Origin of the sequence: Streptomyces sp. NPDC006265, assembly GCF_040613555.1 — a bacterium.
Lineage (GTDB): Bacteria > Actinomycetota > Actinomycetes > Streptomycetales > Streptomycetaceae > Streptomyces.
Genome location: NZ_JBEXSH010000027.1, coordinates 1 through 24935 on the forward strand (window position 1 = coordinate 1; position 24935 = coordinate 24935).

Below are 24935 nucleotides of genomic sequence, written 5' to 3' on the forward strand. Positions count from 1 at the left end.
CTCCGTACCTGCCCGAGCGTCCGTACCTGTGCTGACCAGGCATGGGACGGATGCGACGCACGTGACACATCTCCCGCCCCCTCACCACCGGAGCACCCCCGTGCACGAACAGCACCACGAACTCCCGACAGCTCAACAGCCGACGCCTACGACCTCAGCCCCAGACAGCGCAGCAAGTTGTCGGGTAAGGAGTCCTTACCCGGCTTCCGCCCCTGGAGTGACGGAGGCACCCGGCGCCGAGGGGGCACCGGGGTCGGCCGGCCCGGGGGCGCCGACCGAGACGGGCGCCACCAGACCGTCGCGCCACGCCGCGCAGACGCCGAAGCCGCAGCGCCGCCTGCGTCAGCCGCGCCTGCGCGAGCGCCGCGTCCACCCCCGATACAGCGACAGCGAGTTCACCGACCTCGCCCACGCCGCCGCGCTCAGCCGCATGCAGATCGGCGGCTACGTCGCCGAGGCGTCGCTCGCCGCAGCCCGCGCCGAGGACCCCACCGCCGCGATCGCCGACTACCGCGCCATGGTCAAGGCGCTGATGGCCGCCAACCGGCAGCTCGGCATGATCGGCAACAACCTCAACCAGCTCACCTGGCACCTCCACAAGGACGGCGCCTGGCCGGAACCCGACGTCGTCTACCGGCTCCTCGCCCGCATCGAAACGTCGATCACCGACGTGGACACCGCCGTCGCCCAGGTCACCGAGGGAAGGCAGGACCGGTGATACCGAAGATCATCACCGGCAAGGGCAGCACCCGCCGCCTGATCGCCTACCTCTTCGGCAAGGGCGACGCCAACGAACACGTCGACCCCCACCTGGTCGCCTCCTGGAACGACTTCGCCCCCGACCCCGGCCGCAGCCCACACCGCGACCTCAAGGAGGTGGAGAAGCAGCTCTACACCCAGCTCGACCAGCCAGTGGCCATGCTCGGCCGCCAGGCCCCGAAGACCACGGTCTGGCACTGCCCGGTCCGCGCCGCCCCCGAGGACCCCATCCTGTCCGACGCCCAGTGGGCGGAGATCACCCGCCGGATCGTGGCCGCCGCCGGCATCGCCCCCGCCGGAGACACCGAAGCCTGCCGCTGGGTAGCAGTACGGCACGCCGACGACCACATCCACATCGCCGCCACCCTCGTCCGCCAAGACGGCCGCCGCCCCAAACGGGACTACGACATCCGGGCCGTCCAGCGCGAAGCCCGACAGATCGAAGTCGACTACGGGCTGAGGCGGTTGAAGCCGGGCGACGGCACCGCCGCCAAACGCCCCACCAGCAAGGAACACTTCAAGGCCAAGCGCCAGGGCCAGGACGCCACCGCCCGCGAGATCCTGCGCATGCGGGTGCGCCGCGCGGTCGCCGCCGCGGCCGACGAGGCCGAGTTCTTCTCGCTGCTGGAGGCGACCGGCGTGGACGTACGCCTCAAGCTCGCTCCCTCCGGCGACGCGCTCGGCTGCAACTTCGCCCTGCCCGGCAACGTGAACGAGGAAGGCAACCCGGTGTGGTTCGCGGGCTCCACCCTCGCCCCTGACCTCTCCCTGCCCAAGATCCGCGAACGCCTTGCCACCACCAGCCCCGAGCCGGCAACCATCCAGCCGGGCAATCCGTGGCACCATGCCACCGCCGCCACCGAACGCATCCCCCACCACCTCACGAAGAGCGACGAGCAGACGGCCCATGGCCAACTCGTCGCGCTCGGCGCGACGCTGGACCTGCTGCCCGTCATGGCACCGACCGCAGCGCGGGCCAAACTCGAACAAGCCGCCGCTGCCTTCGAGCGCGCCACCCGCTCCCGCATCGCCGCCGACCTCGACAGCACCCGCGCCCTGCACCGCAGCATCCAGACCATCTGGCGCGAGAGGCCACAGGACAGTGACGGCACCGGGCTCACCATGCTCCTGGACGCCGCACTCACCGCGGTCGCCTTCGCGCTGCACTGGCACCGCACCCGCCAGCACGCCCAGCAGGAGGCGGCAGCCGAACAGGCCCTGCTCCACCTTCAGACCGCGTACGCGCAGACCGCCGAGCCCGTCCTGGTCGGTCTCGCCAGCCGGGCACCCGGCCCGCAAACCAAGCGCCGCTTCGCCCGCCACCTTCAGGATGTGGTTCCGGAGCACGCCGAGCGCATCCTCAACGACCCCGCTTGGGACGCACTCGCCACCGTGCTCGCCGAGGCAGAGGCAGCAGGACACAACGCAGCCACCGTCCTCGGCCAAGCGCTGCACCAACGCGCCCTGGACGACGCCCGCAGTCCCGCCCGCGCGTTGACCTGGCGTATCCGCCGCCTCGGCGAGCGCCACGTTCCCGGTCCTTGGGCCCAGGCAGCCAGGGCCCACAGTGCCATGCGACGGCCCGGCGTGCCGGTCCACCCCGCGGCAGCCATTACTCGGCCACCACAGGGGTCACCGACACGGCGGCGCTGATCAGGCCCTCAGCGAGCCAACGCCTCGTATGCAAATTGGCTTCGGACTAGAGGCGCCTTTCGGTCAACATTCAACTGGGACGCCATCATGCACGGCTTGTGCGGGTTTGCGGTATGGCCGCACTCGCCGTGCGCGTGGACGATGCCCCTTTGCGCCTGCCGAGATGTCATCCCGGTTGGTTCGCTGGACACGGGGGTGGGGAGTTGGCGTTCGCAGAGCATCAGTCGGTCTTTTCGGCGCCTGCGGTACCGCTGGGGACCGCGGATGTCGCCGGAGACGTGATCCGTCACGGCGTGTACACCGAAGGCGTCGCCCGCCGGTTGAGTGCCGCCGCCTTCGCCCGCACGGACTGGCTGGCCGTGCTTCGTGCCCAAATCGCAGAGCTGTGGAAGAGGCTGAAGGCAGCCGTGCGGAAACGTCTGCGGTGGCTGTTTCCCGCGAAGGAGGAGGGGAAGTCCGCTGACGCGTCTGAGCCGACGCCTCCGTCGGTCGTGCTGGGCGAGGACTATGCGGTCTGGGTCCGGCGCCGCATCAAGAAGTCGGCGCGGCCGGTGCCGGTCTACGGATTCCACCAGGAACCCGTCATCCACGCCAGCGACCGTGCCATCCGCCACATGCGAAGACGACGAATAGCTGTCAGTGCGGTGATCGCGCTCGTCGTCTGGCAGGCGATCACCGGAGTTCTGACGGCGGGTTGGTCGGCTCTGGTTCTGCTGGGCGGCGTGTGGGGCGTCTATGTGGTCGAACGCTGCCTAGCGCAGGTGCGGTTCAACGCGCTGCTGGCCGGAGAACTGCATGCACCCACACCGTCCGTGCAGGCTCACGCGCTGCCGTACCTCTACGAGCGTCGACGAACCGGTGACCGGCACCGATTTCTCGGGGCAGGTCTCCAGGCATGGAACGAGGCGGTCATCGGCATCGACGTGGAGCCCGCGCCTGAGGGCCAGGACGAGGATGACGACATCTCCGGGCCACCTCCAGGATTCGCCTCACCGGTGCAAAGCACAGGCCAGCCCGACATGGCCGAGGTCGCCAAGGCTGTCCTGGAGGCGCTGGCTAAGCACAACAAGCCGGTGGCCCGCAAGCCGCTGAAGCATTTCACCGTCGCCCAGTTGCACGCCCATGTCGCACGCCGTCTAGACGACCCGGCACCCGCTCACCACCGCGAACACCCCATCCCGCGCATGGAGGTCATCGGGATCGCCGGCATCCACTACAAGCGGTGGGACGAGATCGATGACGACACATGGCGCAGCCTGCACACCCTCGCCGTGGACAGCTTCGGCGACAAGCCCGTCGAGGAGATCGCCCGCCGCTACATCTGGGCCCGCGTCACCGCCTGGAACGGCGACCTCATCGCCGCCATACTCGTCCACTTCGCCTACCAGGGCGGCTTCCTGCGCGTCACCGTTCGCCCGCACATCATGGGTCCGCTGAACCCGAAGGTGGCCGGACTCAAGTCCGCCGACCCCCGCAACCTGAAGTGGCTCGCCCGCACGGCATTCAATGCCCTCGGCGACGTCTACATCGGACTCGACCGGCTCATACGCCGCAAGCCGCGCAAGCGCCCCGAACTCGATCCGGGCAGCGGACCGGTCAGTCTTCGCGAGGTCTACAGCGTCCGCTGGCTTGAGGACATGCACATGAACGACGACGCCCGCTACTACGTCCAGATGATGCAGCGCCGCGTCTTCGACTCCACCGAGATCTTCCTGCGCGATCACAACGTCGACATCGCCGCCTACCAGCAACAGGCCACCGCGATCTACAACTTCGGCGTCATGAACGGCGGCACCATGACCGGCCCCGTACAGGCCACGCCGTTCTCCGCCAACCCCTCCATTACGAACTGACCCACGAGCCCGCCAGGAGCCCCGCATGGCCATCCGCCGCCAATCCGACCCGGTCGCCAACGGTCCCAACTTCGGGATCATCAACAACGGGGACATGACCGGGCCCGCCCAGGCCTCCCCGTTCTCCCAGAACGCCACCCAGACTAACAACATCACCAACGAAGCCGTCGACAAAGCCCGCGAAAGCATCGAGGACCTCCGGCGACGCCTGGAAGGACTGCGTGGCCAGTACCCCGAAGCAGACGCCGCCCTGCGCGACCTCGCCATGATCACGCCGCGCCTCGACGAACCCGAACGCGAGCCCGGCACCGTGCGCTACATGCTCCAGAACCTCGTCGAACGCTGCGGCGGCATCCCGAACCTCCTCGCCGCTGCCCAGCTCGTCCAATCCACAGTCCTGGCTCTGCTTCCCAGCTCCTGACCAAGCCGCCCCTCAGGGGCAACCAGGGAGCCTGGGCTCCAGCAGCTCCAAGGCTTCCTCCCAGCGGAAGCGATCTGCGCCGCCGCCCGCCTTGGGTCGATGCGGCTCGTAGCTGCCGATCCGAACATCCATCTCGCGCAGCTGGTCCAGGCTTCGGCGGTAGGCAGGATGGGCTGCCTGGGCCGTGTTCAGGTATGGCAGGACGGCCGTGGGGATGCCCATGCCGTACGCCTCGCACAGAACGCCCAGGGCGAGGGTGTCGGAGATGCCGGCAGCCCACTTGTTGACCGTGTTGAAGGTAGCCGGCGCGACCGCGATGGCGTCCGCAGGTGGCAGGGGTCGGGCCTCGCCCGGCGTACGCCAGGCCGAGCGGATCGGATAGCCGGTCTGGGCTTGAATCGCCTCGGTGTCGAGGAAGCCCAGACCCTGCGGGGTGGCGATCACACCGACGTCCCAGTGCCGTTCCTGCGCGGCGGCGATCAGCCTGCCGACGTCGCCGGCGATACCGCACGCGCACACGACGACGTAAAGGAAGGGCTTCTTCTCCGGGGCGTTCGGCTCGGTCACGCAGGGACTCCCAGTCGGCGGCTGAAGTGGTGCAGTTCCGGCAGGGTACGGCCGCGGTCGCGTGCGGCCATGTCGGCGACCAGGTCGCGGACGGCGGGGCGCCGCACGTCCTGGGCGGCACAGGTCTCGGCAATACGGAGGGCTTGGTAGCCGTCGGCGAGACGGCCCTGCTGACTGTAAGCACGAGCCGCTTCCACCCAGAGGGCGGCACGGCGCTCGGGCACAGGGATGTGTCGACGCATGAGGGGACGAGCCGCTTGAAGGGCGAGCCCGGAGTCGCCGAAGGCCACCAGGGCGCTGAGCTCGTGGAGGGCGACGTTCGTGGGGCTGAAGTTTGCCCAGGCGTCCGGCCGGTCGAGCGAGACGTAGCGTGCGACCTCTTTGGCCTCGGAGAGGAACTCTTCGGTGGCCACGCGATCACCTCGACCACTGGCTGCGGTCACGCCACGCAGCAGCAACAGCCCTACGGCGGCCAGGTACTTCGGGGATCGCCGGTCATAGGATCCGGTGAGCTGGTCAGCGGTGTGCCGGACGAGGGTGACGGCTTGGGCCGTGTGCTTCTCGCGGGCCAGGACGTGGGCCTGCACACGAACGCTAGAGGCGAGGACCACGGGGTCGCCGGAGCGTTCGGCCTCGGCCATCGCGCGGCCGACGGCGAGCCAGGCGTTGCCCTGATCCTGCTGCTTGAGCAGGAGGCTGGTCGAGGTCTGGTACGTGGTGGCCAGCAGGGCGGACAGCAAATCGCTGTCCGCCGCATCACTAGAGGCCAGCCTCAGATCAGCGATCAGACCGGGCAGGCTTCGTTCCAATTCCGCGTAGTCGCAGGTGTAGAAGAGCCTGCGGGCAGCGCCGACCCGTTCACGGAGGACCGCCGTGTCCAACGGAGCACCGGAGGTCGTCGGGCTCAGGCCAGGCAGGAGAGCTTGCACCAGGTCGTCGTGGGTGGCAGCGGGGGTGGCTGGGGTCGCGAGGGCGGCGATGCTCGCGGCGAGGAAGGTGCGGCGGTGCATGTCTTCATCTTCGGGGTGGGTGGCGGAGGCGTCCGGAGCAGTGGCGAGGCCCAACTGCTGAGGTGGGATCTTGAGTTCCTGCGCGACGGCACGCAGGACGCGAATGTCCTCCGTGCCCTGGCCACATTCCAGGCGACTGACCTTGGACTGGTGGTAGCCGAGCGCGGCGGCGACGTCCTTCTGCGAGCGTCGCTGTAACACCCTTGCCTGACGGATCACTTCACCGATCCGTCTCGCTTCGCTGTGTGCTTCGGCCATCTGCCACGGCCCCTTCCGCCGCTGCCGATCCTGCCTGTTCAACCGAGCGTAGATCAGCCGTACTTCGCCGTGATGCAGCTCCTGCATAACCGATGCAGCGCCAGCACCTGGGCTAACCACCCGCCGCGACCAGCTGGTTGCGTGAAGTGGCCGCACCAACCTCGGGAGGCCGCTCATGGCAGCGCACCAGCTCAACCTGTCCCTACCCGCTACCCCCACCGCGGTCACCTCCGCCCGGCACCAGGCCGCAGAGGCGATACAGGGCTGGGAAACGGATCTGGACGACGAGGTGGTGCACACAGCCGAGCTGGTGATCAGCGAGCTGGTCACCAACGCCGTCCGGTACGCCGGCTGCGGTCAGGTCTCCATGGAGGTGCGGCTCGTTGAGGCCGTCCTACGCGTCGAGGTGTGCGACTCCAGTCCGGTGCTGCCTCGGCCCGATTTCCCGGACGAGCACAGCGAGAACGGGCGGGGCCTGTTCCTTGTCGCGGCTCTCACCGACCGGTACGGCGCCGAGCCGACGCCCACGGGCAAACGGTGCTGGGCCGAGATCGCCCTGACCACCGGCCCGGACCACGAAATCGCCGTCTCCCTTCCCCTCCAGAGGAGTTGATGATGCCGACCACCCGCACCCCGGCCGTCGCAGCTGAGGTGATCGCCGTACGCCCCGGCGCCCCGCTCTCGGGCGCCGTCGCCGTGGACGGCTCGAAGAACGCCGCTCTGCCCCTGTTGGCCGCCGCGGCAGCCCTCGGCCGCCCGGTGCGCCTGGGCAACATCCCGGCGAACACAGACGTCCAGATCATGCAGGCGCTGTTGCAGCAGGCGGGCTGGCACGTCGCGCACCCGGCGGGCGAGCCGACGACCGCAGTGGTCCTGCCGACGGACAGCCAGCGCACGCATCCCGACCTGGCTCAGGCCGCCCGCATCCGCGCGTCGTACTACCTGGTCCCCGCTCTACTCGCCCGCCACGGAGAGGCCCGCCTGCCCTGGCCGGGAGGCTGCCGGATCGGAGCCCGCGGGATGGAACTGCACTTCAAGGTCTACGAGGCGTTCGGCGACCGGAGCGCATTAGACGACTCCGGCTACCGCGTCGAGGCCGTCACGCCGCACACCGGCACGGTCTCGCTAGTGCTGCCGTTCCGCTCCCGTGGGGCCACGGTGGCCGCCGTCCTCCGTGCCGTGACGACCGGTCGCCCGTTGCGACTGGGTAACCCAAATCTCTCACCGGAGGTCCTGTGCGTGCTGGACGCGCTGGACGCTGTGGGCTGGGAGATCCGGGTCGGCGAGGATGTTCTGACCCTCTCGCCACCGTCTTCCGGGCAAGGAGACGCCGCGGTGTGGGAGGTACCCGGAGACAAGATCGAGGCCGGCACCCTGGCCTGCGCCGTCGCCGCCACGCGTGGCGACGCATGCATCAGGGGCGTAGGCGGCAAGGACATGGAGCCCCTGGTCTTGGCTCTCACGGAGCTGGGCATTCCTACCGACGTCGAGGGCGATTCGCTCTCTGTCCGAGCCCAGGACGCGCAGCCAGCAGGGCGCCCTCTCCGCGCCATTGCCTCCCTCAACCCGGGCGGACTGGACGCCGACTTCGCACCGCCTCTCATGGCACTCGCCCTCGGCCTGCCCGGCACCCACCTCTTCGCCGACGCGATCAATCCCGGCCGCCACGGCAACCTGCTGCCCCAACTGGCCCGCCTCGGAGCCGGCATCGAGGAGATCTCCCCCACCGAATGCCGTCTGACCGGCCCCCAGCGGCTGACCGGCGCGGGCGTGGAGGCAACCGACATCCGCACCGGCTCCGCCCTCATGGTCGCCGGCCTCACCGCACAAGGCGTCACCACCGTCGGCGGCCTCGACCAACTCCGCCGTGGTCACGCCGACCTCCCCGGCAAGCTCCGGGCGCTGGGTGCCGACATCTGCGAGGTCACCCCATGACCGCCACCCGCAACCTGCACCAGATCGTGGCCACCACCGACGTCCACTCCGCCCTCGACCACGCCGCCCCGTTCCTGACCCACCTCCACGTTCTCCGCCCGACTCGCTCGTCGTGGACTGCGGCGACTTCTTCGAAGGCTCGGGCTACTACCGCCTCGCTCACGGCGCCATCGAGCGCAAGATCCTGCTCAAGCTGTACGACGTCCTGGCGCCTGGCAACCACGGGTGGCCGCACCACTTCGAACCCGACCTCCACTGCCTCACCGTCTGTGCCAACACCGTCCATGCCGACACAGGCGACACGCTCTTCCGCCGCGTGCGGGTCGTCGAGATCGACGGCCGACGCGTCGGCGTCACCGCGGTGATCGGTCGGCAGGCTTTCCACTCGATTCCTGTCGGCCAGCGCGCCGAACACCGCGTCACCGATCCTGTCCAGGCGCTGCGCGACCTGATGCTCGCCCACCACCATGAGGTGGACAGCTGGATCCTGCTCAGCCACTCCGGGTTCGACGAGGACCTCAAGCTGGCGGCTGCATGCCCGTTTCTAGACGTGATCTTCGCCGGGCACTGCCACAGCGATCAATCCGGCCCGGCTCGGGTGGGCGACACGCTCATCGTCAAAGGACGGGAACTCGCCGACGGGTACGCGGTTGCCACGCCGATCGGGCCGGGCTGGGGCGCCGGCACCGCTCGCTTCCCGGACCGGAAACCAGCCGCTGTTCCAGCCGAACTGTCAGAGGCGATCAAGGAGATCGGGAGAGTCGGGAAGGAGTTGGCAAGCGGCCTCGGGCCCGTCGCTCGGGTGTATAGCCACCAGACACCCGCTCGCCGCGGCCTGCTCCTCGACGTGGCCACGCGTCTGCGGAGCGGACTCGGCGTCGACGCAGTCATCCTCAACCACACCGCGCTGCGGCCTGTCCCGCTCGGCGACATCCTCACGCTGGGCGATCTGCTCGCTATCGAGCCCTTCGACAACCAACTCGTCCACGCTCGGATCCCAGAACACCTCCGTCAGGATGTTCACGGCCTGTTGACCTCCCTCACGGAACAGGCCGGTCCTCTCGTCACGTCGCCGGACCCGTTGCCGGACGGCATCACCACGGTGCTGACCACCGACTACCTCGCAGACAACTACCTGGCCGGCCGCTCACACGCAGCGGGGCTGCTCCTCAGCCAGGCCCTCAAGCACGTCCTCACTGCGCCCGCCGACGGAGGCACGCGATGATCCTCACCGGCCCCGAAATCACCGCCGCCGCCCACGATGGCCGCCTGCGGATCACTCCCTTCGCCACCGACCAGGTCAACCCCAACAGCTACAACGTCCGCCTCGGCCCGATCCTGCTCACCTACACCGCCGACGTCCTGGACGCCCACCAGCCGAACGCCACCACCGAGTGCACGATCGGACCGGACGGGTACGTCCTCCAACCCGGCGAGCTCTACCTCGGCCACACCCTCGAAGAGGTTGGCTCCGACGTCTTCGTCCCACTGCTGTTCGGTCGGTCTTCCGTCGGACGGCTCGGCCTCTTCGTGGAGATCACCGCCCCCATCGGGGACATCGGCTTCCACGGCCAATGGACCCTGATGCTCACACCGATCCGCCCCCTCCGCGTCTATTCGGGCATGCGGATCGGACAGATCATGTTCTTCGCCTCCGCCGGCCCCATCTCGCCATACGCAGGCAAGTACCAGGCTGCGACCGGCCCGCAGCCCTCCGCCTACTGGCGCGACGTGACCAAGCTCCGGGCGGTGGCCTCGTGATCCTCACCGGACTCGCGATCGCCGCCGCTCAAGCCACGGGTGAGATCGTGATCGAACCGTACGATCCGGCCCGCCTCTCCCCCAACGCCTACGACTGGCGCCTCGGCGACACCCTGCGCATCTGCGACGCCGATCTGGACGCGGCCTCTCCGACTCCGTACGCCGAGACCGCCATCCCGGACTCCGGATATGTCCTGCACCCCGGCGTGCTCTACCTCGGCATCACCCACGAGATGACCGGATCGGAGACATACGCCCAATTCCTCAACGGCGACCGCACCATCGGCACACTTGGCATCTGGGTCCATGTCTCCGCCCCGCTCGGGCATCAAGGCCACGCCATCCGCTGGACCCTGGAGATCCGCGCCGCCAGACCGGTCCGTGTCTATCCACGGATGACCTTCGGCAAGCTCGTCTTCCTCCACAGCCTCGGCACCCCGGCCAGCTACCAACAGCACGGCCTCAAGTACACCGCGACCGCAGGCATCGACATCTCGCGCCTCTACGAGGAGCTCGCCGGAGGTGCCACGTGAGTCCACAGGTAGCGACCGTCCTCGACCTGCCCTTCGGCAGCGCCGGCGGCAGTGTCGAGCTCTTCCTCGACCTCTACACCGGCAAGAACCCACCGATCTCGGCCAGCGCCTTCATGCTCGCCCCGCAGGCGCCTCCGCCCCACGTACCTGCGGAGCTGGAGCTGGTAGCCGTACCTGGCAAATGCCTCTCCGGGCCTCCATTCACGGCGTACGTGGCCGCGTTGCGCCGGGCCCTGGCGCAGCGCATCGACCCGTCCAGCGTCGACGTCCTCCACCTCCAACACCTCACCTTCGGCGGAACTCCAGCTCTGATACGCGCCCTACCCGCACACCCTCGCATCGCGCTCGTCCACGGCACCGACCTGCTGTTCGCCGAAGCCCACCGTGACCAGCTGCGTGTCCTGCAGGAGACCGCGCGTCTCGCGGACGCCATCGTCGTCCCGACCGGCGCCATGGCGGATCTTCTCCTTCAGCTCGCACCCACCACGCAGCGCAGGAAGATCGCAAAGGTTCCCTGGGGCATCCCCGACCACTTGCTCGCCACACCACCACCGCGCCCGGCCCGCCGACCGACCGGGCACCTCCGGCTGCTCTACGCAGGACGCCTCACCACCGAGAAGGGCATCGAGGCACTCCTACGCGCAATGTCCGTAGCCCAAGCCGTTGAACTGAGCATCGCAGCGCCTCGTCACCAGTTCCACGGTCTGACCCCACTCCTGCGCCAGCTCAAGGTCCACGTCCGCTATCTCGGCTGGCTCAGCCGTCCACAGCTGTGGAGAGCCTTCGCCGACCACGACGTCCTCGTCATGCCCTCGACCACCCTCGAAGCCATGGGCCTGGTCGCTCTCGAAGCCCAAGCCTGCGGACTACCGGTCGTCTACCAACCCGTTCCAGGGCTGAGCGACACGCTCGCCGCAACCGGCCTGGCAACCGAGTTCACCAACCCAGCCACCGTCGTCCAAGACCTCAACCGGCTCCGCTGCACACCCGGCCTACTGGCGGCCCTCCAAGTTGCGGGCCGCGCCAACGCCGCTCGCTATCCCCTCTCGGCCACCGCTGCTGCCCTGGCCGACCTCGGCAAACAGCTCATCTGATCTGTTCGTGCCGCAGCCGGTTCCGTACCGGCCGCCTAACTACGCTGACCACCGGGACATCTCACGGCCCACGATCGATCGGGAGACCATGGCGCTCGACCTCGACACCGACCGCATCCACCGACTCCTCCACGACGGTGCACACAACAAGATCTACCCGGGAGCCGTGTGGGCCGTCGGTGACAGCCGAGGAACCCAGGCCAGCGGCAGCACAGGCGTCCTGGATCCCGAGCGGCCCGACGAGCCGATGCGGAGCGACACCGTCTTCGACGTCGCCAGCCTGACCAAGATCCTCGCTGTGTGGTCATCCATCGGTTGTCTCGTCGAGGACGGCAAGCTCCAACTCGACGCGCCACTGGGCGACTTGTGGTCGGAAGTGAGCGGACATCCACTGGCGCAGGTGACAGCACGCCGCCTGCTCACCCACACCGCCGGCCTCCCGCTCCGGGCCAACCTCAAGAACCTGTACGGCACCGACCAGCAGGACGTCCGCGACGGCGTCCTCCGTGAAGCCCTTCACCGGCCGCCTGGCGAGGCCGTATACACCGACCGCGCCGCCCTCATCCTCGGCTACCTCGCCGAGCACCTCTCCGGTCAGCGGCTCGACGCGCTCGCAGCCGAACGCGTCTGGCGCCCGCTGGACATGGCACAGACCTGCTTCGGGCCGTTGAGCCCCGATGTGGCCGCCCGCTGTGCACCGACCGAACTCGACGACGGCACAGGAACCTATCTCAAGGGAACCGCCCACGGCTTCTCCGCCCGTCTGCTCGACGGGGTATGCGGCATCGCGGGGGCCTTCTCCGTCCTCGAAGACCTCGCCGCGTTCCTGCGCTATCTCCTCAATCCGAACCGACTGAACGCTTCACCCGGATTCGGCGCCGACTGGATCAAGGAATCCGTCCAGATCCACACTGGTGAACTGAACCCACCCCGGGGCCTGTTCTGGCACCCCGCACCAGGCACGACGTCGGAAGCCGACGACGTCTGGGTGCACTACGGCTTCACAGGCACCGGCATGTGGCTCTCCCCCAGGAAGGACCGCTGGGCAGCTCTGCTCACCAACAAGCTCTACTACAGCCGGGACCGCGAACCACTCACCCGCGTCCGCAATGAGTTCCGTTCTCTCGCCTTCGCCTGAACTTCATGGATCTCAGGATTAGATAAGGCGACTGTCGAAACCAGCGCTCAGGAGGCACTCGTAAGGGTCTGGGGCCACAGCTGGCGGCCGGTCCCGCACGAACGGCGTCCACCTACGGCTTGGAGATCAACAGCGCCCACTCCTGGACGAGCTCGGCGTACCGGCACAGCACTAGCCTGCACGAGTGGGGCGAAGGCCCAGTTACTCCTCTGAAGGCAGGCACGCTGTAGATGAATTCCTTGCCGCCTCGGTCAGGGCCCGCGGAACGTTCACGCCGGAGCGCTCCCGCTTCGAGGAGACGCTTGAGCCGATGTTCGCGTTGGGCAAGGAGATGTGCAGTTCATCGGCAAGCTCAGCCGCGTGGAAGGCACTGAGTTTGCGGGCGCTCTCATCGGTGTCGGTCAGGACTTCTGCATCCCCAAGGGGGGTGTGACCCTCGGCATCCACGGCAAACTGTTTGCGCCTTTGCAGACACACGGCGACTGCGTCCCGGGTCTCCTTGCCGACTACTACGAGAAGATCACCGCGTCCGTGGCGATCCCTTCCTCCCCGGCCCACACAACCCGACCGGCTTGCTGGAGAACATGCACGTTGTCTGCACGCCTGACCGTATGCCACGTGGCGAGGCTGAGCACTATCGCGAGCGGGCGATGGAACTGGGGGTGCCGGGCGATGCCATCCTCGTTGAGCCGCGGGCCCGGAACACAGGAGAGAACATCCGCTTCTCTCGCGCCCTGCTCGAAGAGCGGGCGGGCCGCCGTCTCGTGCGTCCTGCTGGTCAGCAAGCCGTACGAAGAACGACGGGCCTACACGACCGTACACAAGCTTTGGCCCCAAGTCGATTGGGTCAGCACGTCCAGCCCCATGCCCCTGGTCGACTACATCGACTCGATCGGCGATGCACGCCTCGTAGTTGACATGTTGACGGGCGCGCAACAGCGGCTCATGATCTACCCACAGCAAGGATTCATGCTCGAACAGCACGTTCCTGATGACGTGGCCGCAGCGTACGAACGTCTGCGCGATGCCGGGTTTACAAGCCGACTGGTGACAAACCCCGCAGAGCGGAAGCGTGCTTGACCCACTGCGCTCGCGATCGCGAGGATCGACCATGCCGGATTGCGGAGAGCGGTACGGCCGGTCCTCGGGGTGGACGGCACATCGGCTGCATGGAAACGGTGACCTATTGCGGGGGGCAATGAGGTGACGAGCTACAAGAAGTGGTGCAAACCCGCTAAGGTGACGTATGTCGAATCTCATGCAATCGACGTTCTTACGTCGGCTACGGATGAGGTTGGCATTACGTTGCTTGCAGCCTACCTTCCTAGTCGCTACGCCGAAAGTAAATCGCTGACACGCATTGCGGAACGATTCGGCAAGGGCCAGGTAGCCAAGTTTCTGCAGAACAAGCTTCCAACCAAGCAAAGCGCAAGATCAGGTGATCTTGGCGAGATACTTGCTGCCGCATTTCTGGAGGAAGACTGCGGGTATGTCATCGGCCCTAGCCGGTTGATTCAGCGGGACCACCAGGAGTGGGCAATGCGCGGTGATGACGTGCTCGCTGCCAAACTGGACTCTTCGTCGAAGGTTCACCTAATCAAGGGTGAAGCGAAAAGCCGAGCTCAAGCGCGATCTGCCACGGTGGAAGAAGCCCGCGATGGTTTGCAGCGATCCGACGGGCTTCCATCCCCACATTCATTGACCCAGTTCGCAGAGCGTTTGCTGGGAACGGTCGATGATGAATTGGGGGAGAAAATCCTCACACTGCAGCTCGAAGATGGAATTCGACCTAAAATCGTTACGCACCTGATGTTCCTTTTTGCGGGGAACAATCCGACCAGCCATGTCAACACTGATCTGACCGCATACGAGGGTGATATAGCGCAACGGGCAGTGATTCTTCAGGTGCAAGCGCACCAAGATTTTGTCCGTGCGGTCTACGAGAGGGTGATTGCGGATCGTGCGTGACCATCAATCCTTGTACCAAGCCTTGACCAGCGCCGTAGAACCGCGGTTCCGAGGTCGACTCGTCGCCAGAGGGCAGGCCCAGTCTATGATCCGTCGCGGTGGAACACTGCCCGACGGAGCGCCGTTGTTCGATAGCTCCCTGGACAACGACCTTCTCGGGTACGCGTACTCCCTGATCTCCACGAGCCTGCGAATCGCTGAACCTGTTGACCCGGACGAGGCAGATCAGGAAACGGTCGGCAGTTACGCAAGTCTCGCTCGCGAAGGCCTTATTCATGCCTCGTACGCGCTTGAGGCGGCAACCAGGAATGTATCGGAGAGTAGCGATACATCTTTCCACCGTTTGATCGCCGGCGCAGCAAGTCACCTGGCTGGATATGCTGCACGCGCCTACTCACTCGTCCAAGGAAGTGTGCTGTCAGGCCGGCTGACGCCGATGGAGCAGACGCTGGCAGACTTGATTATGCGCTCCCTCGATGATATCGAGGAACGGACTCGACGTTTAAGGACTTCGCCCGACGTGACGGACGACGCCCTATTGGCAGCCTTCCTTGGCTCCAGTCGAGAATATCCTACTACTCATGAGGAGGCTGGGAATCTAACAATCGACCGTGGCCCTATTGAATTATTGCTCAGCGAGAACTACCTGTCGGCTGTCTCCGCTGCTCTATTCGCTTTGGCCCACGCTCAGTCGGAACTAATGGCGACGGCGCTCGATGACCTACAGACAGGCGAGCGTGCGTCACATGATATAAGCGCTCCGGGACCGTGGTGGGTCCATCGCCTCACACGGCGATTGCTCGATGACCTTGCGCACACCAGTATTGGTGCCAACATCCCTGACCAACCACCACCGGTAGGGATTGCGAACGTTCGAATTCCTGATGATCTACGCAAAGCCCGGTGGCGTTATCTGCGACGAACTTTCGTAGCCACCCTCTTTGCCCGCGGGCGCTCCGAGATCGACCTCTGGCCATCGCAACTACACGTTGTCGATCGCATTTTCGAGGGGAACGACGACCTTGTTGTTGCTCTCCCTACCAGTGCGGGCAAGACTCGGATCGCAGAGCTTTGCATTTTGTCCTGCCTAGCTCAAGAGCAGCGTGCCATCTACGTGGCTCCGCTGCGGGCACTGTCTGCCCAAACCGAACACGTGTTGGCGAGTACCTTTATGCCTCTCGGGATAAATGTCTCATCCCTCTACGGAAGCATGGGGGTAAGTGAGTTCGATGAGCATGCCCTCCGTGAGAGTCGCATCGTCGTAGCAACCCCGGAAAAACTTGACTTTGCTCTTAGATCGGACCCAAGCCTTCTCGATGACGTTGGCCTGGTAGTCCTCGACGAAGGACACATGATCGGGCCGTCCGAGCGTGAAGTTCGGTACGAAGCGCAGATCCAGCGTCTTTTGCGCCGCTCCGACGCGAACACGCGCAGGATCGTATGTCTCTCGGCTGTCTTCCCTTCAGGCGATGACCTCAATGACTTCGTTTCCTGGATAACCGACGACAATCCGCGTGGGCTCCACCGCGAGGAATGGCGCCCCACGCAGCAACGGTTTGGCTTAGTGGAATGGCGTCGAGACCACGCTCGCTTGTCGATCACATTGGGAGGTGACCGACCATTTATCCCCAAATATCTCGAAGCAAAAGCGCCGAATCGCCCTCGGAGGAAGTCATTTCCCGCTGATCAGCGGGAACTCGTCATCGCGGCCTCGTGGCGACTCGTTGAAGAAGGTCAAACCGTGCTGATCTTCTGTCCGCAACGGAACTCAGTTGAGCCTTATGCGCGCGAGATCGTCAAACTTCGAAAACAAGGTCTCATCGACTCCGTCCTCCCCCCTCAGGTCGACCTGGCGAGCGTTCTCTCGATTGGTGCCGAATGGTTCGGCGAAAATCACCCCATCTTGGAGTGCCTCAAATTGGGAGTGGCTATCCACCACGGCGCACTCCCCGCACCTTTCCGCCGTGAAGTTGAGCGTTTGCTTCACGAGGGCGTCGTCAGGGTCACGGTGGCCTCACCGACCCTCGCCCAAGGCTTGAACCTATCGGCATCCGTTGTGCTTTTCCACGGACTTCGCCGCAGTGGGAACCTTCTTACCGGCGCCGAGTTCTCAAATGTCATCGGACGAGCTGGCCGCGCCTTCGTCGACAGCGAAGGGCTTGTGCTCTGTCCCATCTTCGACCCCAAGGACTCCAAACGACGTGATTGGAGGGAACTCACCAGCGGCGAGACCGGCAAGACCTTGCGGTCCGGACTGATCGAGGTGAGTCGTGCACTAATCCGACGCATCATTGAACATATCGATTCTAGTCAACTGTCGCAATTCCTCGCTTATCTCACTGGAGGCCCAGAATGGGCATTCCCGGTTATTGCCGGCGAGACGCCGGAGGCCCAAGAGGCGGCAGAACAATCCTGGCGGTCAAACCTCGCGCTGCTCGACACAGGAATCTTGAGCGTCCTCGGGGAGGACGACTCCCATCCTGACCAGATCACGCAGCGGATCGTAGATACCCTCAGGAATTCCCTGTGGGACCGGCAAATCCAGCGCTTCGGCGAGGGGCCCGCTGCGGCTTTGCGTGAGGTAGTCGCCAACCGGACCCAGTTCATCTGGGCCACAAGCACACGAACGCAGCGTCGTGGATGGTACCTTGCAGGGCTCGGCGTAGACGCGGGACGAGAACTTGCCCAGGTTGCAGGGGACGTCGTTGAATTGATCGCCCAGGCCGAGGCCGCTATAGCTGGCGGAGATCACGAAACCGCGACAACTCGGATTGAGCAGATCGCGGAAACGCTCTTCTCCTTGCATACGTTCCAGCCCGAGACGAAGATCAGGAACTGGCGAGAGGTTCTCGGACAGTGGGTGAATGGCCTGCCCCTAGGAGACGTCGATGGGCCCGATCCTGATGACCGCATCGCCATCGCCCATTTCATCGAATCGGACCTGATCTATCGACTGGTGTGGGGCGCTGAGGCGGCTCGTGTGTATGAGGACGCGCAAGGTAACCCCACTGCTGCCGCGCTCGAAGGATCAGTGCTAACCGCGATCGAGACTGGTACTTTTCTACAACCAGCATCAATCCTGATTCGTGCCGGCTTCGACCACCGAGTCGCCGCAATAGCTGCCATTGAGGAGACCGGTGCGACGTTCGCCTCAGTTCCAGCAATGTGGGCATGGATTGCTCGACTGGATCCTGAAATTGCCCGTTCACCGAACTGGCCGACCGCAGAGTCACGCGAAGCGTGGCTGCGCTTTGTAGAGAATGTATCGCGGACCCGATATCGGGCATGGAGAAAAAGAGTCGAGCGGATTGATGAAGTCAGTTGGTCCGGCCCACCGCCATCAAAGCGTGCATGGCTTCGTGCAACCGCACACCGTAACGAGGTAAGACTCTGGTCGCCAGGTTTTGATTTTGTCGGACACGCCAATGTTTTGCTCAACTTGTCCATGGAAGGAATACTTCACGCGCGAAGGGTCAGTGACGGACTTGGCATCGAGCTGCACTATCGGGGACCTGACGATCTCTTCTGAATGGGGCCGCTGTTATGTTCGGCCGCCGGGGCCGTCCCTGGGCCGTCCCTGGGTGGTCGGCAACGACAGACAACAACGGCTTTTCTGCTGGTCAGAGCGACTCCACGAACAAAACTCCGAGGTGGCGCCGTCGCATAACCACTTCTTCGACGTCTGACGGCACCGGTTGACGGCAACGTGCATGCACATCGCCGTACCCGATGGAACAGTCCGACACTCTGCTAGCTCGTGCGCGCCGGCCACGCCCGTGCCCGGAAGTGGCGGCCAGAGCTCCTAAAGCGGGTGTCGCAGGTTCGATCCTGCCGGGGGCACAGGTGCCTGACCAGGCACGGAGCTTCGAAGAGCCCCCTCGGAGTGATCTCCGAGGGGGCTGTTTTCGTGCGTGCGGGGACGTAACGCTAGGCGACGTCCTGGTTACGGGCCCACGAGGGCGTCGGCGGCCTCCTGCTCGAACTGGGGCATCAGCGAGGTGTAGGTGTCCGTGTGGCTCGCGATCACCCCAACCGGAGAAGTGACCGCTCACCTCACGGCGGGAAGTACCTCCAAGGTCACCTGGATCAGTCTGGATGGCGCCGCCTGCCGTCTGGACACACCCGACGAGGTTGACTGAGTCGAGCGTGTCACCGCCCGGCAGCGGTCTGGCTGGCCCTCCATTCAGGAGCCTCGGGCGTGTCCTGGAACTCCAGGAGGTGCTGTCCGGCGAGCCGCTGCAGGGCGGCGCGTACGTCTGCCGGTGTGACGTAGAAGAACTCCCGGCGTAGGTTTACCCGGTTGACGCGGCGGGACTCGAACTCCTGGTGCAGGCGGCGTTCCAGGCCGACGGCGTCCTCACTGAAGATCAGGGCGTGTACGTCGAAGCGGAAGGGGACGGACGCGTCCCCGAGTTCGATGACGCGGTCCATGGGATCGAGGCGCCGGGTCATACCGATCTTGACCATGCGTTCGCCGAACGCTCCGACGTTGGAGATGACGTAGACGTATCCGGCCCGGATGTTGGCCTCGCGGGCCTCGACCGTCTCCAGTTCGGCGCCCAACTCGGCGAGTTTTCCTTCGAGTTCGGCGATGGCGGCCTCATCGCCGGTGCCGGAGCGCAGGCGGCGCAGGGCGCCCTCGTAGTGGCTGCGTTCCTTCTCCAGCCGCTGCCGCTCGCGCTCGATCTCGCGCTGCAGGCGCTCCTCCTCGCGCTGCTGGGCTCGTAGCTCTCGCTGCTCCTCCCGCTCGGTCTCCTTCCTCACCAGGTAGTCCGCCGTCAGTTCCAACTCCTGGACCCGCAGCTGGTGGTAGTCATCGCCGATGCGGATCTGCATGGTGGCGCCGAGCCGGGCGATCGACTCCCGCGTCTTGCCGAGCCGGTCGATCAGCGAGTCGAGCCGGTGCGGCTTCATGCCGCGCACTGCGTTGTCCGCCTCGGCGTTGTACGCGCGCAGCATCAGCTTGGAGAAGTCACGGACCATCTTGCGGCCCTTGGCAGCTGAGCCGTCCACCATCCAGTACTGGTTGCCGAGCACTGCCCGGTCGTCTTTCGCCAACTGCTTGTAGCGGGCCTTGAGACTGTCGAGCTGGTCCTTGTAGGCGAGCGCGTCGGCGAGCGGATGGCGGTACTCGTAAATGCCGGCCTCTTGCAGCATCCGCGTCTCATCGGTGAGCACCAGATCCCGGCGCGCGGCCGTGAGGCGCTGTTCGGCCTCCGCCGTCTGGCGAGCCATGTCGTCGGCTTGGCGGCGCACGTCGACCAGGGACTGCGCGGCGCTCTCGGCGGCGTGCTCTATCTTCTCGTCGAGGAGAGCGTCGATCCGTCCGATCTCTTGGAGCTTCTCCTCGTGCGCGCGGCGCAGTCGCTGCTGCTCGGCGGCTATCTGAGCGCTGTCGGCTCCGATGAGACGACTCAATTGCTCCGTCAGGTGACGGTTGTCTTCCTGTAGTCCGCGTACCTGTGTTTCCATCAGCGCCAGCTCGCCCGCCAGACGCGCCGCCTCGGACTCCGCTTGCTTACGGCGCCGGCCGAACAGACCCCCACCTGTGGCCGGGACCGTCGCCTGGGGACTGTGGGGGGACTGCTGAGGAACGGGTGCGCTCGGCTGCGGCGGGGCCCCTTCCGGGATCCAGATCTGCCAGCCTGGGGGTGTGGGCCATGCGGGATCCGGTTCCCAGCCCGGTGGCGGGCTCCACCCCTCCGGCGGGGCGGGCCAGGTGGGCGGCGGGTTGAACCGGTAGGTCATGGGGCAACGACTCCTGTCGCGAGGGCGAGAGACGGCCGGCGTAACCCCGATGCCGTCCGGCAGCCAGCGGGCCGAGTCGAACGTACTCGGCCTTGTGGACCTTCGTCCTGCCATCTCCTGTTTTTGGCCCTCCTGGCAGCAGATCCGACGACGTGGGTAAGCCGCAGGGAGCCGTTAGACTCCGGCCGCTGTCAGGACGGCCCTCCGTCGGCAGCGAAGTGCACTTCGTCCTCGAGGGACCGGTCCGGCGCCCCGGGGCACGGCCGACCGCCCCTGACGCACCAGGTGAACGTGAAGCGAAGGGGGCCATCCCTCTTCCGCGGACCAGTTCCTGTCCGTTCTCAAGAGCGCACGACTTGGCGTTCTCGAACACGGATCCTGGCGCACCCACAACCGCGACCAGCACAGCAACTGGGGCCCCGTGAACGGGGTGATGATCCACCACACGGGCGCGTACTCCTCCGCGTCTTGTGCCTCCCCCTGGCCACGCCGTGCCCGCCCGCGACCTGTGGCACGAGGTCGCCCCCCTGCAGTCGGCTGGGAACGGATTCAGCACACATGAGGCCGGGAAATGCTGGGAACAGGCAAGAACCACCGAGACATGTTTCTCCCGGTCAAACGCGGTCATGGCGGAGTTTCCCCAGGTCACGACCTTGATCAGAGAAAACTCCTAAGGCGGTGTCGCAGGTTCGAATCCTGCCGGGGGCACAACGCGTTTAGCCGCTGACCTGGGGTTTCTACCCCACGGAGGCTTTCTGTTCGGCCTCGGACGGCTCGTCCCGGGCCGTTTGCGTGAGCGGATGAGTCGCCAGGCTCTGATACTTCTCCCGACTAGGTGCCTCTACAAGGCGTGGGGATGAGGGCCTCGGGCAGAGTCGGCCGTCACCGGCCCCGCCGGTGACGGCTGTACTGATCCGCACCGTCCGACCCTCCCCGGCATCCACCTTGCGGACACTGTCGCTCAACTTCGCGTTCGCGTACGAAAAGCAACCTGGTTGGCATGTTCCAGCCATATTTGGAAGAGAGTCCTTACCGGACACGAATCCAGCCAGGGACTCTGCACCAGATCGGTCGGGGCCAGGGTTGCAAATCCAGCCATAGTTGCAAGCTGCAGTTATTTCCCACGCCTCCTGATCAAGGATCATCCCTGCACTTCGTTCACAGCCGTCACTCAAGGGATGCACAGTGCGGAAGAGATCACGAAGATCAGTCATAGCCCTGCTGGTTCTGGCAATGATGGCCACAACCGGTGTCGTACCGGCTTGGGCTCTGCCCGAGCAACCTGCTTCCACCCTGGCCGTTCAACAGCCCAAGGCTCAGACGGCGGTGGACCTGCCGAAGCCGCCCCAGGCCATGACGTTGGCGGAGCGGCGCAAGCAGGTGAAGCAGTCCCGGGACGAGGTGTCGCCGATGCGCCGCTACCGGGACTCACCCGCCAGGAAGCCGGTGAGCAAACCCCATCCTCGGCCCGCCAAGGGCGCCGTCGAGCGCCGCTTCCTCGCTGAGGGGAGCCCGACGCGCCGGCCCCTCGCGGCGGCGGCAACTGCTGATCCGGCGTGGGTGTCGGGCTCGTCTGGGGTGTGGCCGGGGACCCTCTCGATCGGCGGGCACGTGAAGTTCTCCTCCGGCACCGGTTCGTCCTATTCGAGGTTGTTGCTGCTTCTCCGGAACGAGGCGGGAACGGTCGTCAAGGCCGAGGAGATCGACAAGGCCACCTACGATCCGGAGGGAAAGGGGCACCTGGACAGTGGAGCCTGGTGTTATGGCTGGTGGCCGAACAACGGCGGGTCTCATGCGGGCGACGAATGCTTCTGGTGGAGTTCGAGCGCGCCGGGCGGACACCTTGAGGACGGCAAGAAGTACTACGCCCACGTCTACCTCATGGGTTCGGACGGCACCTACAGTCCGAACGGCACCACCTCTCCGCTGATCGAGGCGTTCTACACCCCGGACATCCCCGGCGCCCAGGCCGGCATCTGCTCCTGCTACGCGCAGGCTCACCGCGCCGACCCGGTCAACACGGCCACGGGCATGTTCTTCGAGCAGCTCACTGACGCCCAACTCGTCGGCGTCGGCAAGCAGGTGACCCTTGAGCGCACGTACCGCTCCGACTCCACGGCGACCGGTCTGCTGGGGCGCGGCTGGGCCACGCCCTTCGATGTGAAACTGACGGTGGCCTCCGGCAAGGTCACCTATCAGGCCGACGACGGGGCGAAGTTCGTCTTCACGCAGAAGAGCGACGGCACGTACACCGCGCCGGCGGGTTCGGCCGCGAAGCTGGTCAAGGGCAGCAGCACCTACACCGTCACCACCCCTGACCACACCAAGCGCACCTTCAGCAGCACCGGTCAGCTCACGTCGGTCGTCGACGGCGGCGGGCAGGGCCTGACACTGACGTACACGTCCGGCAAGCTGTCCTCGGTCAAGGACGCCGCCGGCCGCACCACCGGCTTCACTGTGAACGCCGACGGCCGGGTCACCAAGGTCAGCCTCCCCGATGCCACGTCGGTCTCCTACGCCTACACGGATGGCCTGCTGACCTCGGTCACCGATCCGGCGGGCAAGGTCTCCTCTTACGGCTACAACGCCGACAAGCGGCTGTCCTCCCTCACCGATCCGGCGGGTGGCAAGGTCTCCAACACCTATGAGACCAACGGCAGGATCAAGTCCCAGACGGACCAGAAGGGCAAGACCACGTCCTTCACCTGGGACAGCGGCGGCGAAGAGTCCCACATGACAGCCCCGGACGGCGGAGTGTGGACCGACATCTACGCCGCCAACGTGCTGATGGAGAGCATCGATCCCTACGGCAAGAAGGTCTCCTACACCTACGACCGCTACCTGCGCCCGGTCGGGATCACCGATCAGCGCGGCAACACCACGTCGATGACGTACGACAGCGCCGGACGCATGCTCACCCGCAGCGCGCCAGCGTCCCTCGGCTACAAGGAGAGCTGGACCTACGACAGCGCCGGCAACATCCTCAGCCACACGGACGGCCGCGGCAACAAGACGACGTACACCTACAACGCGTCCAACAAGCTGACCTCCAGCACCGATCCGCTCAGCGGCAAGACGACGTACACGTACACCGCGGTCGGCGCCCTGGCGACCGTGACCACCCCGCGCGGCAAGACGACGACGTACGGGTACGACGCGAAGGGCAACCGCACCTCGGTCACCACCCCGCTCGGCGAGAAGACCACCTTCACCTACGACGACGCCGGCCGCATCACCTCCAAGACCGACCCTCGCGGGAACGCATCCGGCGCCGACCAGGCCGCCTACACCACGAAGTACACCTACGACGGCCGCGGTCTGCTCAGCACCGCCACCGACCCCCTGGGCCGCACCACCAGCTACGGCTACAACGGCGCCGAACAGCTGACCTCGGCCAAGGACCCGGCCGGCAACACCACCCGCTACGAGTACGACGACGCCGGGAACCTGACCAAGACCACCGACGCGGCGGGCAAGTCCGTCACCCGTGGTTACGACTCCGGCGGCCGCCTCACCTCCGAGACAGACCCGCTGGGCAACAAGACGACCCACACCTACGACAAGCTCGGCCGACTGCTGAGCACAGTCTCCGCCCGAGGCAACGTCACCGGCGCCGACCCGGCCGCCTACACCACGAGCTACACCTACGACGCCGCAGGCAACCGCACCAAGGTCACCGACCCCAGCGGCGCTGCCGTCAGCACCGAGTACGACGCCGTGAACCGGCCCGTCAAGATCACCGACCCGCTGGGCCAAACGACCACCTACGCCTACGACGCCGTCGACAACGTCACCAAGGTCACCGACGCCCTCGGCAAGACCGCCTCCTCGGTGTACGACAAGAACAACCGACTCACCAGCACCACCAACCAACTCGGCAAGACCACCACGTACGCCCACGACGCCGACGGCAACCTGCTCAGCCGCACCTCCCCGCTGGGGAACAAGGAGACCTGGACCTACGACGGCGACGGCCGCCAGGCCACCACCGTCGACCCCCGCGGCAACGCAACCGGCGCCGACCCGGCCCAGTACACCACCACCAACAGCTACGACCCGGCCGGCAACCTCATCACCGTCACCGACCCGCTCGGCGGCGTGACCAGAACCGAGTACGACGCAGCCGGCAACGTCACCAAGCGCACCGACGCCGACAAGCGCGCCACCACATACGGTTACGACAAGCTCGACCAGCTCACCACGGTCACCGCCCCCGACGGCGCAAAGACGACCTACG

At 66.1% G+C, this 24935-nt stretch carries 16 protein-coding genes and 2 pseudogenes; 15 read left to right on the plus strand and 3 right to left on the minus strand.

Translation table 11 applies throughout. The annotated features are described in order from the left end of the window. Positions 1-217 precede the first annotated feature (217 nt). The 4 genes from mobC (at position 218) to ABZ281_RS04655 (ending at position 4686) form a co-directional block, all read left to right on the plus strand. Positions 218-718, plus strand: coding sequence for a plasmid mobilization relaxosome protein MobC (gene mobC / locus ABZ281_RS04640; RefSeq protein WP_356652065.1), 501 nt, complete (start codon positions 218-220; stop codon positions 716-718). Next, on the plus strand, positions 715-2412 hold the full coding sequence (locus tag ABZ281_RS04645; protein ID WP_356652067.1) for a relaxase/mobilization nuclease domain-containing protein: 1698 nt from the start codon (positions 715-717) through the stop codon (positions 2410-2412). The genes mobC and ABZ281_RS04645 overlap by 4 nt, the downstream gene beginning before the upstream one ends. A gap of 293 nt (positions 2413-2705) precedes the next feature. Then, entirely contained in the window at positions 2706-4265 is a 1560-nt protein-coding gene (locus ABZ281_RS04650) for a hypothetical protein (RefSeq protein WP_356652069.1), read from the plus strand. Positions 4266-4290: 25 nt separating this feature from the next. Next, complete coding sequence (locus ABZ281_RS04655) at positions 4291-4686, plus strand: hypothetical protein (RefSeq protein WP_356652071.1); 396 nt, start codon at positions 4291-4293, stop codon at positions 4684-4686. A gap of 12 nt (positions 4687-4698) precedes the next feature. Here the strand turns inward: ABZ281_RS04655 and ABZ281_RS04660 are convergent, their stop codons facing one another. Both ABZ281_RS04660 and ABZ281_RS04665 read right to left on the minus strand, forming a co-directional pair. Then, positions 4699-5253 carry a flavoprotein gene (locus tag ABZ281_RS04660; protein WP_356652073.1) on the minus strand — a complete coding sequence of 185 codons (555 nt, stop codon included), beginning with the start codon at positions 5251-5253 and terminating at the stop codon, positions 4699-4701. Next, a complete protein-coding gene (locus tag ABZ281_RS04665) occupies positions 5250-6521 on the minus strand; it encodes a helix-turn-helix transcriptional regulator (protein WP_356652090.1) in 1272 nt (423 codons plus the stop codon). The genes ABZ281_RS04660 and ABZ281_RS04665 overlap by 4 nt, the downstream gene beginning before the upstream one ends. Before the next feature lie 175 nt (positions 6522-6696). Between ABZ281_RS04665 and ABZ281_RS04670 the strand changes: the two genes are divergently transcribed. From ABZ281_RS04670 to ABZ281_RS04715, 10 genes and pseudogenes are all read left to right on the plus strand, one after another. Next, entirely contained in the window at positions 6697-7134 is a 438-nt protein-coding gene (locus ABZ281_RS04670) for an ATP-binding protein (RefSeq protein WP_356652074.1), read from the plus strand. A 2-nt stretch (positions 7135-7136) separates the two neighbouring features. Continuing rightward, positions 7137-8456: a UDP-N-acetylglucosamine 1-carboxyvinyltransferase gene (locus ABZ281_RS04675; RefSeq protein WP_356652092.1), complete on the plus strand. Its 1320-nt coding sequence runs from the start codon at positions 7137-7139 to the stop codon at positions 8454-8456. Then, positions 8453-9681: pseudogene (locus ABZ281_RS04680) on the plus strand (bifunctional metallophosphatase/5'-nucleotidase). The gene ABZ281_RS04675 and the pseudogene ABZ281_RS04680 overlap by 4 nt, the downstream one beginning before the upstream one ends. Further along, positions 9678-10217, plus strand: coding sequence for a dCTP deaminase (dcd, locus tag ABZ281_RS04685; RefSeq protein ID WP_356652076.1), 540 nt, complete (start codon positions 9678-9680; stop codon positions 10215-10217). The pseudogene ABZ281_RS04680 and the gene dcd overlap by 4 nt, the downstream one beginning before the upstream one ends. Next, positions 10214-10750 (plus strand): deoxycytidine triphosphate deaminase, encoded by a 537-nt coding sequence (locus ABZ281_RS04690; RefSeq protein ID WP_356652078.1) that lies wholly within the window; start codon positions 10214-10216, stop codon positions 10748-10750. Before dcd ends, ABZ281_RS04690 begins: the two co-directional genes overlap by 4 nt. Further along, entirely contained in the window at positions 10747-11844 is a 1098-nt protein-coding gene (locus tag ABZ281_RS04695; RefSeq protein WP_356652080.1) for a glycosyltransferase family 4 protein, read from the plus strand. Before ABZ281_RS04690 ends, ABZ281_RS04695 begins: the two co-directional genes overlap by 4 nt. A gap of 88 nt (positions 11845-11932) precedes the next feature. Further along, entirely contained in the window at positions 11933-12982 is a 1050-nt protein-coding gene (locus ABZ281_RS04700) for a serine hydrolase domain-containing protein (RefSeq protein ID WP_356652082.1), read from the plus strand. 605 nt (positions 12983-13587) lie between these two features. Then, positions 13588-14062: pseudogene (locus ABZ281_RS04705) on the plus strand (ElyC/SanA/YdcF family protein); the annotation flags it as partial. A 123-nt stretch (positions 14063-14185) separates the two neighbouring features. Next, positions 14186-14950 (plus strand): Hachiman antiphage defense system protein HamA, encoded by a 765-nt coding sequence (locus tag ABZ281_RS04710; protein ID WP_356652084.1) that lies wholly within the window; start codon positions 14186-14188, stop codon positions 14948-14950. 124 nt (positions 14951-15074) lie between these two features. Beyond that, the gene (locus tag ABZ281_RS04715; RefSeq protein ID WP_356652086.1) at positions 15075-18479 is read left to right on the plus strand and encodes a DEAD/DEAH box helicase; all 3405 of its coding nucleotides are present in this window, start codon (positions 15075-15077) and stop codon (positions 18477-18479) included. A gap of 620 nt (positions 18480-19099) precedes the next feature. Here the strand turns inward: ABZ281_RS04715 and ABZ281_RS04720 are convergent. After that, entirely contained in the window at positions 19100-20368 is a 1269-nt protein-coding gene (locus ABZ281_RS04720) for a DUF4041 domain-containing protein (RefSeq protein ID WP_356652088.1), read from the minus strand. Positions 20369-22051: 1683 nt separating this feature from the next. Here ABZ281_RS04720 and ABZ281_RS04725 point away from each other — a divergent pair. Continuing rightward, positions 22052-24935 (plus strand): DUF6531 domain-containing protein (locus ABZ281_RS04725; RefSeq protein ID WP_356652094.1); only part of this gene is annotated, 2884 nt, incomplete at its 3' end.

Bases quoted from the DNA above. Each gene is read 5' to 3' on its own strand.
- ABZ281_RS04700 (WP_356652082.1), top strand. From the start codon at position 11,933: ATGGCGCTCGACCTCGACACCGACCGCATCCACCGACTCCTCCACGAC.
- ABZ281_RS04655 (WP_356652071.1), top strand. From the start codon at position 4,291: ATGGCCATCCGCCGCCAATCCGACCCGGTCGCCAACGGTCCCAACTTC.
- ABZ281_RS04665 (WP_356652090.1), bottom strand. From the start codon at position 6,521: ATGGCCGAAGCACACAGCGAAGCGAGACGGATCGGTGAAGTGATCCGT.
- ABZ281_RS04670 (WP_356652074.1), top strand. From the start codon at position 6,697: ATGGCAGCGCACCAGCTCAACCTGTCCCTACCCGCTACCCCCACCGCG.
- dcd (WP_356652076.1), top strand. From the start codon at position 9,678: ATGATCCTCACCGGCCCCGAAATCACCGCCGCCGCCCACGATGGCCGC.
- ABZ281_RS04675 (WP_356652092.1), top strand. From the start codon at position 7,137: ATGCCGACCACCCGCACCCCGGCCGTCGCAGCTGAGGTGATCGCCGTA.